The 12,060-nt window shown below is 70.4% G+C and carries 14 protein-coding genes; 6 read left to right on the top strand and 8 right to left on the bottom strand.

Going from position 1 to position 12,060, the window contains the following annotated elements; translation table 11 throughout:
* Positions 1 to 43 precede the first annotated feature (43 nt).
* Positions 44 to 1,162, bottom strand: coding sequence for a CDP-alcohol phosphatidyltransferase family protein (locus tag VGD44_RS10130; protein ID WP_331086523.1), 1,119 nt, complete (start codon positions 1,160 to 1,162; stop codon positions 44 to 46).
* Positions 1,163 to 1,231: 69 nt separating this feature from the next.
* Between VGD44_RS10130 and VGD44_RS10125 the strand changes: the two genes are divergently transcribed.
* Positions 1,232 to 2,113, top strand: coding sequence for a metallophosphoesterase (locus VGD44_RS10125; RefSeq protein ID WP_331086521.1), 882 nt, complete (start codon positions 1,232 to 1,234; stop codon positions 2,111 to 2,113).
* 44 nt (positions 2,114 to 2,157) lie between these two features.
* On the opposite strand, the gene VGD44_RS10120 is transcribed toward VGD44_RS10125, so the two are convergent.
* The 3 genes from VGD44_RS10120 to VGD44_RS10110 form a co-directional block, all read right to left on the bottom strand.
* Positions 2,158 to 3,378 (bottom strand): helix-turn-helix domain-containing protein, encoded by a 1,221-nt coding sequence (locus tag VGD44_RS10120; protein ID WP_331086518.1) that lies wholly within the window; start codon positions 3,376 to 3,378, stop codon positions 2,158 to 2,160.
* Positions 3,375 to 3,965, bottom strand: a complete 591-nt coding sequence (locus VGD44_RS10115) for a C39 family peptidase (protein ID WP_331086515.1) — start codon at positions 3,963 to 3,965, stop codon at positions 3,375 to 3,377. The genes VGD44_RS10120 and VGD44_RS10115 overlap by 4 nt, the downstream gene beginning before the upstream one ends.
* Positions 3,966 to 4,105: 140 nt before the next feature.
* Positions 4,106 to 4,411 carry a hypothetical protein gene (locus VGD44_RS10110; RefSeq protein WP_331086513.1) on the bottom strand — a complete coding sequence of 102 codons (306 nt, stop codon included), beginning with the start codon at positions 4,409 to 4,411 and terminating at the stop codon, positions 4,106 to 4,108.
* A gap of 387 nt (positions 4,412 to 4,798) precedes the next feature.
* On the opposite strand from VGD44_RS10110, the gene VGD44_RS10105 reads away from it, so the two are divergent.
* Genes VGD44_RS10105 through VGD44_RS10085 form a run of 5 tightly spaced genes read left to right on the top strand, consistent with a single transcriptional unit; the run spans position 4,799 to position 9,401 of the window.
* Entirely contained in the window at positions 4,799 to 5,233 is a 435-nt protein-coding gene (locus VGD44_RS10105; RefSeq protein WP_331086511.1) for an HIT family protein, read from the top strand.
* Between the two features lie 37 nt (positions 5,234 to 5,270).
* The gene (locus tag VGD44_RS10100) at positions 5,271 to 6,458 is read left to right on the top strand and encodes an LptF/LptG family permease (RefSeq protein ID WP_331086509.1); all 1,188 of its coding nucleotides are present in this window, start codon (positions 5,271 to 5,273) and stop codon (positions 6,456 to 6,458) included.
* The gene (locus VGD44_RS10095; RefSeq protein ID WP_331086507.1) at positions 6,455 to 7,513 is read left to right on the top strand and encodes an LptF/LptG family permease; all 1,059 of its coding nucleotides are present in this window, start codon (positions 6,455 to 6,457) and stop codon (positions 7,511 to 7,513) included. The genes VGD44_RS10100 and VGD44_RS10095 overlap by 4 nt, the downstream gene beginning before the upstream one ends.
* A gap of 2 nt (positions 7,514 to 7,515) precedes the next feature.
* Positions 7,516 to 8,652, top strand: coding sequence for a dATP pyrophosphohydrolase (locus VGD44_RS10090; RefSeq protein ID WP_331086505.1), 1,137 nt, complete (start codon positions 7,516 to 7,518; stop codon positions 8,650 to 8,652).
* Complete coding sequence (locus tag VGD44_RS10085) at positions 8,649 to 9,401, top strand: nucleotidyltransferase family protein (RefSeq protein WP_331086503.1); 753 nt, start codon at positions 8,649 to 8,651, stop codon at positions 9,399 to 9,401. The genes VGD44_RS10090 and VGD44_RS10085 overlap by 4 nt, the downstream gene beginning before the upstream one ends.
* On the opposite strand, the gene VGD44_RS10080 is transcribed toward VGD44_RS10085, so the two are convergent.
* The 4 genes from VGD44_RS10080 to VGD44_RS10065 all read right to left on the bottom strand — a co-directional run.
* Positions 9,398 to 10,138 carry a phosphocholine cytidylyltransferase family protein gene (locus VGD44_RS10080; RefSeq protein WP_331086501.1) on the bottom strand — a complete coding sequence of 247 codons (741 nt, stop codon included), beginning with the start codon at positions 10,136 to 10,138 and terminating at the stop codon, positions 9,398 to 9,400. The two genes, VGD44_RS10085 and VGD44_RS10080, sit on opposite strands and share 4 nt — an antisense overlap.
* Before the next feature lie 223 nt (positions 10,139 to 10,361).
* The gene (locus tag VGD44_RS10075) at positions 10,362 to 10,622 is read right to left on the bottom strand and encodes an SWIB/MDM2 domain-containing protein (RefSeq protein WP_293374341.1); all 261 of its coding nucleotides are present in this window, start codon (positions 10,620 to 10,622) and stop codon (positions 10,362 to 10,364) included.
* Positions 10,623 to 10,744: 122 nt separating this feature from the next.
* Positions 10,745 to 11,383, bottom strand: a complete 639-nt coding sequence (locus VGD44_RS10070) for a dienelactone hydrolase family protein (protein WP_331086497.1) — start codon at positions 11,381 to 11,383, stop codon at positions 10,745 to 10,747.
* Between the two features lie 87 nt (positions 11,384 to 11,470).
* The coding region (locus tag VGD44_RS10065; RefSeq protein WP_331086495.1) for an HlyD family efflux transporter periplasmic adaptor subunit at positions 11,471 to 12,060 on the bottom strand (590 nt) is incomplete at its 5' end.

Below are 12,060 nucleotides of genomic sequence, written 5' to 3'. Positions count from 1 at the left end.
CGGTTGCGGTGGCTGTGCTGGTTCCAGATGAGGCCGGCGCGGATCAACGCGACAGCCAGGAGACCACCCGCTCGCGCGGGGTGGCCAGCGCCTGGAGCAGCTGGGCGAGGTGGACCAGCAGCGACAGCGCCGTCCAGATCGCCACGAGGTGGAAGCCCACCTGCGGGAAGCCCAGCAGCCACGCCGGCGTCAGGAGCAGCAGGTTGGGGTTCCGTCGCGCCGTGATAAGGCGGAAGAAGCTGTCGAACGGACGCCACGAATGCACGTGGAAGCCGTAGCGGCGCATGAAGATCCCCTCGATGACCCGCTGCACCACGTAGCCCACTAGGATCACGCTCAAGCCCATCCCGGCCAGATCGGGCGTGATGGTCGCCACGCCGAAGCAGCCGACGTACCAGGCCCACCACCAGAACGGCGGATGGATCAGGTCGATGCCGTGGTCGAAGACGTTGCCGATGGCGGAGGACGTCAGCGTGACGCGCGCCAACTTGCCGTCGACGGTGTCGAGGAAGGTCATGATCCAGGCGCAGACCAGGCCCCAGCCGAATTGGCTCTCCCAGAACAGCCAGAAGGCCGCCAGTGTCAGCAGAAAGCCCAGGAATGTCACATGGTTGGGCCTGAGACCTGCGACGGCGCACCACCGGGTGACGATGCGCGCCGGCACGGGCCACCAGTATTTCGTCACGAGGTCGGTGACGCCCTTGTACGACCCGGCGAAGGTGCGCGCCTCGACGGCGCGGACGTTCTCGGGGGTCAGCCGCACAAGCACCGGCGGTTCGCGCTTGCGCAGCGCCTCGTTGTAGGCGAGCTCGGCCAGCGACAGCCGCTGCAGCCCGCCGGGATCGGCGCCCCGCTCCAGCGCCGCGCCGGCCTCGGCCACGCGCTCGGCCGGGACATGGGCGGCCACCGCCTCGCCGTCGTCCGTGACCAGCACCGAGCCCGGCCGCTTGGCCAGCGTCGCCAGCAGGCTCTCGTCGTAGACCCAGCCGCCCAGGGCCAGCACCACGCCGCCGGAGGCCGGTGCGGCGTCGACCACGGCGAGCTTGGCGCGCGCGAAGGTGCGACGCAGCCGCTCGCGCGCCGTCATCCCCCACAGGCGGACATCGCCTGCGCCCAGGATCATGCCTGCGGGCGTCGCCGCCGCGTCAACCGTCGTCTGCAAAAGCTAACCTGCGCCTCTCACGCAAATCGGTGGAACCTGATACCGGGGGCTGTTCCGTTAGGAAAGCTCGTGACCGCCTTCCGCCTCGCCCATCTGTCGGACCTGCAGCTTCCGCCGCCGCCCCTGCCCTTCCGCTGGCGCGACGTGGCGTCCAAGCGCCTGCTGAGCCGGTTTGCGTGGCGGCGCAAGCAGCATCGGCACGACCAGGCCGTCCTCGACGCCATCGCCGCCGATATCGCCGCCCGCCGGCCCGACCATGTGGTGATCACGGGCGACGTCATCAACTTCTCCACGCCCGAGGAGTTCGCCGCCGCCCGCACCTGGCTGGCCAACCTCGGCGACCCCCGCGGGGTTACGGTCAGCCCCGGCAATCACGATGCGCTGTCCTCGCACGGCGCGCCCGAGGCGTTCGGGCCCTGGCGGCCGTGGCTGGGCGACGAGGGCGCCGATTTTCCCTACCTCCGGGTTCGCGGGCCCGTGGCGCTGATCAACCTGTCCTCGGCGGTGCCGACGGCGCTGCACCTTGCGCAGGGCGAACTGGGCGCAGCCCAGATCGAGGCCGCCCGAGCCCTGCTTCGCCAGGCGGCCGAGCGCGGCCTCTACCGGGTGGTGCTGCTCCACCATCCCATCGCGCCCGACGTGGTAGCCGGCCGCAAGGAGCTGGTCGACGCCGATGCGCTGCGCGCCATGCTGGCCGAGGCCGGGGCCGAGCTCGTGCTGCACGGGCACGCCCACAAGGCGCTCCTGACCACCGTCCCGGGTCCCGCCGACGCCATTCCCGTCCTGGCCGTGCCGGCCGCCTCGACGCCCGCCGGCGGCCGCGGCCAGCCCGCCCGCTGGAACGAGATCGAGATCGTCCGCGAGGGCGCGGGCTTCCGCACGAAGGTTACGGCGCGGGGCATTACGCCTGCCCTCACGGTTGAGCACCTGGGAAGCTTCGCGCTGGTCTGATCCTTCGCCGCTCGTCCGCCGCATGTCGCTTCGCTGGCGCGCCGTTAGCGCCCGAATGCGTAGGGAATGTTGAGCCCGAAGACGACACCGTTGCCGGGACCGTTCAGGCGGAAGCTTACCGAGGGCTGCAGGTAGAGGGCGCGCGAAACCCGCGTCGTGAGTCCGAACAGGAGGTTGAACGTTTCGGTCTGCCGCAGAACGGCGGCATCGAACGTGCTGCGGCCCGTGAAGGTGCCAGTGAGCGAGGTGTTGAGGGTCAGCGTGTCGTTCAGCGCGAGCGCATAGCCAATCGTGGCGTCAAAGCGGTCCTTGGGCTGCAGCCATGTTGCATCGGTGAAGTTGCGGCTGAAGGCGTGGCGGTAGTCGACGGACCCGTAGAGGACTGCCGGATCGAAGCTCTTCACGAAGGTGAGGCCGCCGCCCAGGGCGTATGAGCTCGATCCCGTGGGGATAGCGCCTTCGAGCGTGAGGATGAGGTCGGGGCGGCCCGGGCCCTCGTCCTGCAAGGTCCGGCGCAGGCCCAGGCCGATGTCGCCGAAATCGCTCCGCGACGCCGTGCTGATGCGTCGCCCGCCCTGGAAGATTGAAACCTTCTGGTCCCGGTAAGAGGCCGTGGCGAACAATTCGAGGTGGCGGTCGAGGCTGTAACGCGCCACCGCCAGCGACCCGAAGGCGTCGGACTCGACTGTGGCCAGCGCGGTTGCCGGGCCGGAGTCCGTGAGAACCAGATCGTCATTGCGGGCATAGAACGCGCCGATGTCGAGCGTGAGCTCTTTGGGCCCGAGCAGAATGAGTTGGTCGCGCAGGAAGACCTCGCTGGCGCTCTTCTCCGTCGGCGCCTCGCCGATCGGCTCGGCAGGCCGGTCCTGGGCGTCGGCGGCTGGCGCCACGCCGCGCCCGACCACCGCCGCCATCTCCGTGGGAGACAGGCTGGCGTGGCCACTGCTGGGCGTCGCTGGCCGCCGGGCCGCTAGTGGCGTATCGGAATCCTTGGGGGGACGGTCGGCGCCGCCGGCCAACCAGTCGAACAGGAGGGAGCGGCTGAATCGCCACTCGTCGCCAACCTGCCGGCCCGGCAGGCCTCCGGCTTCAGCGAGCTTGCGCACCACGGCCGCATCAACCCTCAGGAGCTCCGCGGCCTCGGACAGGGTCAGCACTTCCGGCAGCGGCGCGGCGGGTGAAGATGGGGCCGCTGCTGCGCCGCTCGCCCAGGCCAGGTGGAGCGCAGCGGCTAGCGCCGTGGGAACGACGGTGCGGCGTCTCATCGGCCCACACCCATGACGGTGCGCCTATAGGGGCCGCCGATCGCCAGCAACTCGCGCGCCGCCAGCAATTCCGGCTGTATCGGGCCGCTGCCGGGGGGCGCGAGGCGCGAGGCCCAGGTGAAGCCCGCTTCGGCCGGCTCGACGACGAAGATGACGCCGGCCCCGTCGCGCAGCCACGCCTGCAGGAACCGATAGGCGGGCATCCGAATGTTCCCCCGCGAAGGATCGGCCAGATAGACCCGGTCGCCACGAACGCCCTTGAGCACGGCGTAGTGTCGGTAACCGAGCGTCTCGAGGAAGACGATCACCGGCCCCTGCAACAGGGAAAGATGCTCCGGCTCGAGCTTGAAACCCTGGGCGCGGAAGCCGCGGCGCTCGGCGACTTGCTGCAGGTCGAGGAGCGAGAAGCCTTCCTTCTCGCGGACCGCGGCCTCCTCGGCCGAGAGCCCGTGGAACAGGTCCTCCACGATGTCCCTCTCGCCAACTTGGCGGTCCAGCCCGTACCGCAGCAGGGTGGCCATAGCGGCCGCGCCGCAGGAATAGTCGTAGCGCTGCCTGATCAAGTTCTCGTCGCGGAACTCCTTCAAGGACTTCAGCGCATAGGCAGGCGCAGGAGTTCGGGCGTCGGCGGCCCTCGCATCGACCGACGCCGAAACGCAAACGATGGCAAGCCACAGGGGGAGGAATCTCACGGGGGCCCCTGGATCCGGCTGTCAGCCGTCTGCCTTCAGGTCGGGGGATTGAGGAAGTCGAAGGCGGTGGCTTCACGGCTGGGCGAGCGGGTGAAGTCGCCACCGTTCGGCGTCGGCGCCGCGGCTCGCGTCGCAGCTTCGGCCCGGGCTGGCAGGTCGACCCCCCGGAATTCGACCAAGCGGAAGATATGCACCTTCGCCTGCACGGCTTTCTGCTGCTCGGCCGTCATCGGCTTCGCCGGAGCCTTACCCAGGGTTGCGAAGGTCTGAGCGTGGGCGCCGCCCGCGCCGACGGCGAGGAGCGCTCCGGCCAGCACCAGCGCCTTGGTGTTGATACGCATCTTGGTTTCCTTTCAGCGTCTGAGGCAAAGCCCGGCGGCTCGCGGCCGCAGGGCGCAGCGGTAGTGAACCCAACGCGTAGATCCGCAAGCCCACGAGCGGCCGCGAACGGAAAGCTTAGCAGGGGTGGGAGCGCGCAAGCGAGTCGCTTCGCCTCACAGGCTAATGCCGGGGTCGGCGATCACGTCCCGCGTTGGGCTCTCCGAGGGGAACCGCGCCAGCGCGAGGCCCTGCGGCACGTTAATGTTCCATATTTGCCCCATGCCGCCGGAGGCCGCCCGCACGCTTGCTGGCTCAGCCCGCCGACCCCTCCTCGCCCCCTTTCACCCCCGCTGCCGTCTCCCTATGATCCCCGCGCGGCGCGGCCGCGGATTCCGCATGGACCCATCGTGACCAACCCGACCGCCCGCAAATTCGGCTTTCCCGACACCCTCGTCGCCGAGACGGCGCACTGGCTCGTGCTGGTGCGGCCGCAGCAGCCGACCTTTGGGGCGCTGGTCCTGGTCTGCAAGGAGGACGCGACGGCCTTCTCCGGCCTGTCGCCGGGCGCGTTCTCCGACCTGAAAACCGCCGTCGACGGCATCGAGGCGCTGCTTCGCCACACTGTGGCCTACGAGCGCATCAATTACCTGATGCTGATGATGGTCGACCCCGACGTCCACTTCCATGTCCTGCCGCGGTATCCCGGAGAACGGCGGCACGGCGGCCACACCTTCACCGATGCGGGCTGGCCGGGCCAGCCGCAGCTTGCTTCGCACGTCGCGCTGAGCGAGGAGGAGGCCAAGGCCTTGGCCGCCGACTTCGCCGCCCGTTGGCGGGCGTGACCGCCTCACGCATGAGGGGCGTCCTTAGGGGGACCTCTTGAGTCTCATCGACCGCTACCTGCTCCGCCTGGCCTTCTGGCCGATGGTGGGCGCGACCGGGGTGACCCTGATCGCGCTGTTGCTGGAGCGCACCCTGCGGCTGCTCGACATGCTGGCCGCCTCGTCCGACCGTTTCGGCTTCGTGGCCCAGCTCGCGGTGAACCTGGTGCCGCACTACGTGGGCCTCACCCTGCCCGCCGCCTTCTTCCTGGCGCTGGTGGTCGTCGTGAACCGGATGAACCAGTCGTCCGAGGTCGACGCCCTGCTCGCGGCGGGCGTCTCGCTGACGCGTCTGGCCGCGCCCTACCTGTGCTTGGCCGCGGCGCTGGCGGCGGTCAGCCTGCTCGTCTTCGGCTTTCTGCAGCCCTACAGCCGCTACGCCTACCGGGCGGTGCTGCACACGGCCCAGAATGCGGGCTGGAACGGCCTGGTCCCGGCCGAGACGATCCTGATCCCGTCCAAGGACCTCACCATGACCACGGACGAGGCCGACCCGGCGGGCCAGCGCCTGGAACGCGTGTTCATCCGCCGGATCACCGCGCAGGGCCGGGAGGAGATCACCACGGCGGGCATGGCCGAGATCCGCCGCACCACCGACGGCCGCAACGTGCGCCTTGAGCTGCGCAACGGCCAGCAACTGCGCTTCAACGACCAGGGCCGGCCCGAGGTGCTGCGCTTCGACGCCTTCACCATGCAGCTGCCGATGACCGGGCCCGCCAAGCTGCTGCGCGCCCGCGGCGGCGACGAGCGCGAGCTGACCCTGCTCGAGCTCTGGAACCAGGCCAACTCGGGCCGCTCCAGCCTGCCCAAGGAGACGCTGAGAGGCGAGCTCTACGGCCGCCTCGCGCGCGCCTTCGGTCTGCTCTTGCTGCCGCTGCTGGCCGTGCCCCTGGGCCTCTCCGCCAAGCGCAGCGGCCGCGCGCCGGGCGCCATCGTCGGCGGCCTGCTGCTGCTCGCCTTCCACCACCTGATCCAGCTGGGCCAGGGCCTTGCCGAGACGGGTCGGGTCTCGGCGGGCCTGGCGGTCGGCGCGCCCTTCTTCGGCTTCGCGGCCATCTGCATCATCGTCTTCTGGACCAGCCGCAAGCGGCCGGGCGAGACGCCGATCGGCCGGCTGATGGAGCACATCTCCAACGCGATCGCACGCATGCGCCTGCGCAAGGCCGAAGCGCAGGCCGCGGCATGACGCTCTCGACCTACCTCCTGAAGCTGATGGCGACGCGGATTCTGACCGCGCTCCTGGTGCTGGTCGGCATCCTGCAGATCCTCGACCTGCTGGACGTGACGACCGACATCCTCGACCGGGATCTCGGGGCGGCGGGTGTCGGGTATTATGCGCTCCTTCGCCTGCCGCGACTGATCGAGCAGGCCGCGCCGCTTGCGGTCCTCGCCGGGTCGCTCTTCGCCTTCGGCAAGCTCGCGAGCGACAGCGCGGTCACCGCCATGCGCTCGACCGGGATCTCGGCCTACCGCGTGACACTGATGGCCATTCCGGCGGCGCTGGCCATCGCGCTCGCCCAGCTCGCCATCGGCATGGTCATCGCCCCCAACACCGACGCGCGGCTGGGCGTGTGGTGGCAGGCTTCGACGCCCAAGGACCCGGCGAAGATCGTCGACCCCGTCACCTTCCGCGTCGGCGACGAGATCGTGGTCGCGGTGCCCCGCGATCCGGACGGCAGCGGCCTCGAGAAGGTCACCATCTACCGGCGCGACCAGGCCGGCCGCCTGGTCCAACGCACGACGGCGCAGGCGGCGATCTACGAGAACGGCCAGTGGCGGCTGATCGAGCCACGCTTCGAGACCCTGGGCGCGACCAACATCTCGGAGAGCGGGGCCCGCTCGCAGACCTGGACCGAGAACCTGACCCCGGGCGACATCCGCACGCTGGCGATGGGCGAGACCTCAGTGACGCCGGCCGAGGCCAGCCGGGCGCTGGCCGGCGGCCTGTCGGTTCGCCCGCGCACCTTCTACGACACCCAGGTCCAGCGCGCCTGGGCCGCGCCGATCGCCTGCATGGTGATGATGCTGCTGGCCGCGCCCGCGGCCCTGGCCAACTTCCGCGGCGGGGGCGCGACCCTGATTATCCAGTGCCTCGCGGCGGGCCTGCTGTTCCTGGTCTTCGACGGCGCCTTCACCGCCCTGGGCGAGAACGGCGCGGCGCCGCCGATCCTGGCGGCCTGGGCCGCGCCGGCGATCTTCTCGGCGCTGGCCGTAACCGTACTTCTCTACCTGGAAGGCTGACGATGCCGGGGGGCGTCACCGTCGTACCGGTCCAGAGCAAGGCCGAGCTGGACCGCTTCATCCGCGTGCCCATGCGGCTCGGCGCGCGCGATCCCAACTACATCGCCCCGCTGCTGTTCGAACGCGGCGAGGCGCTGACCGCCAAGGGCAACCCCTTCTTCCAGCACGCCGACGTGCAGTTCTGGCTGGCGGTGCGCGACGGGCGCGACGTTGGCCGCATCAGCGCCCAGATCGACCACCTGAATCCGCTGACCAAGGACGGCGTCGGCCACTTCGGGATGATCGCGGCCGAGGATGATCCCGCCGTCTTCGCCGCGCTCTTCGACGCCGCCGAGGCCTGGTTGAAAGCCCGCGGCTGCCGGATCGCCCAGGGGCCGGTGAACCTGTCGACCAACGAGGAGGTCGGCCTGCTCGTCGAGGGCCACGACAGCCCGCCGATGTTCATGATGGGCCACGACGCGCCGCACACGCCGGGCCGCATAGAGGGCCAGGGCTACGGCAAGGCCAAGGATATCTACGCCTACGTCTGCAGCGTCGCCGACGACCTGCCCGCGCCCATCCTGCGCCGCGTGCGCAAACCGCCGGCCGAAGGCGTCGTGCTCCGCACCCTCGACATGAAGCGCCTGGATCAGGAGGTGCAGACGCTCACCGGCATCCTCAACGACGCCTGGTCCGGGAACTGGGGCTTCACGCCGACCACCGAGGCCGAGACCCAGGCGCTGGCCACGAATCTGAAGCTCCTGCTCGACCCGCGGCTGGCCTGGTTCGCCGAGATCGACGGCGAGCCGGCGGGCTTCATGATCCTGCTGCCCAACATCAACGAGGCGATCGCCGACCTGAGGGGCAAGCTCCTGCCGTTCGGCTGGGCCAAGCTGCTCTGGCGGCTGAAAGTGAAGGGCCCCAAGACAGGCCGCGTGCCGCTGATGGGCGTGAAGCGCAAGTTCGCGAGCACGATGCGCGGCCAGCTGCTGCCGTTCCAGCTGATCGACGCGGTCGCGCAGGCCGCCCGGAAACTGGGCTACGAGCGCTACGAGCTGTCGTGGGTCCTGGAGGACAACGTCGCCATGCGGCGCATCTGCGACGCCGGCGGGGCCCGGGTCTACAAGACCTACCGCGTCTACGAGAAGGCGCTGGCTTGAGCGGCTTCAGCGCGCTGGTGCTAGCCGGCTCGCGCGGCGGCGCCGACCCGGTCGCCGACTACGCCGGCGTGGCCCACAAGGCGCTGATCCGGCTCGAGGGCGAGACCCTGCTGGCGCGCGTCGTCGGCGCGCTGCGAGCGGCCGGCGCCGGCCGGATCGCGGTCGTCTCCAGCCATCCCGGCGTCCGCGCGGAGATCGCGCGGCTGGGCGCCGAGGCCCTCGACGAGGCCGCCGGACCCAGCCTGAGCGTCCGCGCCGGCGCCGAGCAGCTGGGAACCCCGCTGGTGGTCACCACCGCCGACCACGCCCTGCTGCGGCCCGAATGGGTGCAGCGCTTCCTGGCCGATGCGCCGACCGACGCCGACGTGGCCGTCCTGGTGGCGGCGCGCGCCACGGTCGAGGCCGCGGCGCCGGGCACGAAGCGCACGTGGCTGAAGCTGGCCGACGGCCACTGGTCGGGCTGCAACCTGTTCTGGCTGGCCAACGACCGCGCCCTGGCTGTGATCGACCTCTGGCGGCGCGTGGAGGCCGAGCGCAAGCGGCCCTGGAAGATGGCCTGGATCCTCGGCCCACGGATGCTGCTGCGCTTCGTGACCCGCCGCCTCTCGCTGCACGGCGCGGCCCAGCGGCTAGGCGCGCTGGCGGGCGTCCGCGCCGCGATCGTGGAGACGCCCTACGGGCTCGCGTCAGTGGACGTGGACAAGCCTGCCGACCTGGACCTGGTCCGCGACATCGTGGACCGCGCCTAGGGCTGGCCCCAGCCGCTCGACAGCCGCGTGAGGTTCTCCACATCCTGCGGGAAGTCCATCTCGCCCCACTCGAGGCCCTCGATCGAGGTGACCTTCACGTCGACGCCGGAGCGGGCCAGCTCGTCGATCACCGAGAGGTACCAGCGGCGCAGGCCCTCGGGGCTCTGCAGCACGCGCTCGACGCCGTCGCGGAACTTCGCCGCGCCCTCGGCCGAGAAGCGCAGGAAGCCGATGCTCTCGGCGTCGTAGGCCTCGATGGTCTTGCCGATGGCGACCAGGCGGCCGTGCTCGGTCAGCACCTTCATGTCGTCGGCGTCGTACGCGGGCTTGCGGTCGATGGTGACGGTGATCTCCGCCGGCGGGGCGGCCAGCAGCTGCTCGGCCACGCCGGGGCCGAACAGGGTGTCGCCGTTCAGCACCAGCACCTGGCGGTCGAACTCGTGGCGCACGATCCAGCACGAGGCCGTGTTGTCCGACACCGTGTAGAACGGGTTGAAGGCCAGGCGGACGGGCATGGAGAGCCCCAGCGTGGCGATCTCGGCCTCCACGGCGTCGGCGCGGAAGCCCGTCACGATCACCGCCTCCGCGACGCCCGCGGCCTGCAGGCGCAGCAGCTGCCAGGCCAGCAGCGTGCGGCCCGAAAGCTCGATCAGGCACTTCGGCCGCGCCTCGGTCAGCGGCAAGAGGCGCTTGCCCTGGCCCGCGGCGAGGATGATGGCTCGGGTGGGAGAGGTCACGAAAGCGTCCGTGGAAGCGGTCAGGGGCCCGTCGCGAGGGCCGGCCCTTATGTATGGCTCCGGCCCAAAAGTGAAGATGTCCGCCGGTCACGAACGGTGACGGAATACGAAAAGACCCCGCAGGGCGAGCGGCCCGCGAGGTCTTCCCTGGTCGTGAAGAACCGGGCGCCTGCGGCGCCGGATCCAAGAAGAGCTGGGCGCCAAGGACGCCCTGGGCCACGTCCTACTTCAGGTGCGCCGCCAGGTGCTTGTTCATTTCGAACATGCTGACCTTGTCCTTGCCGCCGAAGATCGGCTTCAGCTTGGCGTCGGCCAGGATCTCGCGCTTGTTGGCGGGATTCTGCAGGTTGTTCTTCTTGATGTAGTCCCAGATCTTCGACACGGTTTCGCCGCGCGAAAGCTGACCCGCGCCGACCACAGCAGCCAGTTCGGCGGAGGGCGTCAGCGGCTTTTGCAGGGCGTTCGTGTTCTTACCAGTGGCCATGGGCTCCCCCAGCTAGTGATGTTGGCGCGACGTCCTGGCGGGGGTCGCCGGGACCTGAGTCGCTTGGCGTATCCTAGCGCGGCGCACGTCCTGCGCTACAGGAGATGCGTGGCGTCAGTCTCCTAAGGGTTGAGGGCCGCCGGTTGCCGCGCCACCTCGTTCGGCAAGGCAGCTCCCGCCGGCTCCAGCGCACGGGCGAAGAAGTCCAGCAGGCCCGACCAGTCCGGCTCGCCGTCTCCGACCTCGACATCGAAGTCGACGCCCGCGGCGCTGAGCGCCGTCTCCAGCCGGCCCACGCGAGGCGACACGGCGCCGAAAGCGTAGCCGATCCGCACTACACCGTTGATTCGACTTGCAATTTCCAAGGTCGTCCGGAGGGTGAACCCCCGCCCGGCATAGGCGGCGACGGCCGCGATGCGCTCCGAGCGGAACGCCGCCAGGCTCAGGGCGAGGTCGGCGCCCGCCCCGAAGCCCAGGATCCCGACCCGCTTATCGTCCGCCCCTGGCGCATCCGCGAGGTGGTCGAGGCAGGCCGAAACGGCCTCGTGACAGTCGTCGGCGGACACGCCGGACAGGTCGGGCGCCAGGACGAAATAATTGTGGGCGGATAGCCGCCGCGCCCTGGATTCCGCCTGCAATGTCACACCGAGGCGGTCCGGGAGCAGGAGAATCGGGGGTCGGCGGCCGGGCGCGTCAGGACAGGCGACGAAGGCGTCGAGGGCGCCTTCGTCCAGTTCAATCTCGATGCGGGCTTCCGGCATGGCCGCACTCTAATCCTATCTCTTTGATAGGATATAAAGTTTCCCGGGATGGTCTTGCAGATTTGCTCAGGCGCCAGTCGGCGGCGGCTAGTCGCCGTCCAACTCCACCGTCACCTTCGCCGACAGGCCGGGCCGCAGCTTCGCCACCTCGGGCTGCCCGGGGTCGAAGCGCAGCTTCACAGGCACCCGCTGGACGATCTTGGTGAAGTTGCCCACGCCCGGCTCGAACGGCAGCAGGGCGAACTGCGACCCCGTCCCCGGCGCGAAGCTCTCGATCCGCGCCTTCAAGGTCACGCCCGGCAGGGCGTCCACCTTCACCTGCGCCCGCTGGCCGTCCAGCATGCGGGCGGTCTGGGTCTCCTTGAAGTTGGCGGTCACGTAGAGCCGGTCCAGCGGGTTGACGACCAGGAGGCGCGAGCCGGGCTGGACGTAGTCGCCGACGTTGGCTTGGCGGTCGCCCACCACGCCGTCGATCGGCGCGCGGATCACCGCATGGTCCGCGTCCTGCCGGGCGAGATCCAGGGCGGCGGCGGCCTTGGCGCGCTGGGCCCGGGCCTGGGCGATGGCGGCGATCAGCTCGCCGCGGCGGCTGGAGGTGACGTTGGCCTGGCTGCGGCTGACGGCGAGGCTGGCGCGGGTCTTGTCCGCGGCGGCCGCGGCGGCCACGGCCTGGGTCT

Source organism: Phenylobacterium sp. (assembly GCF_036402295.1).
Lineage (GTDB): Bacteria > Pseudomonadota > Alphaproteobacteria > Caulobacterales > Caulobacteraceae > Phenylobacterium.
Note: the sequence above shows the minus strand (reverse complement) of the source record. Positions and strands in the feature narration are given on the sequence as shown.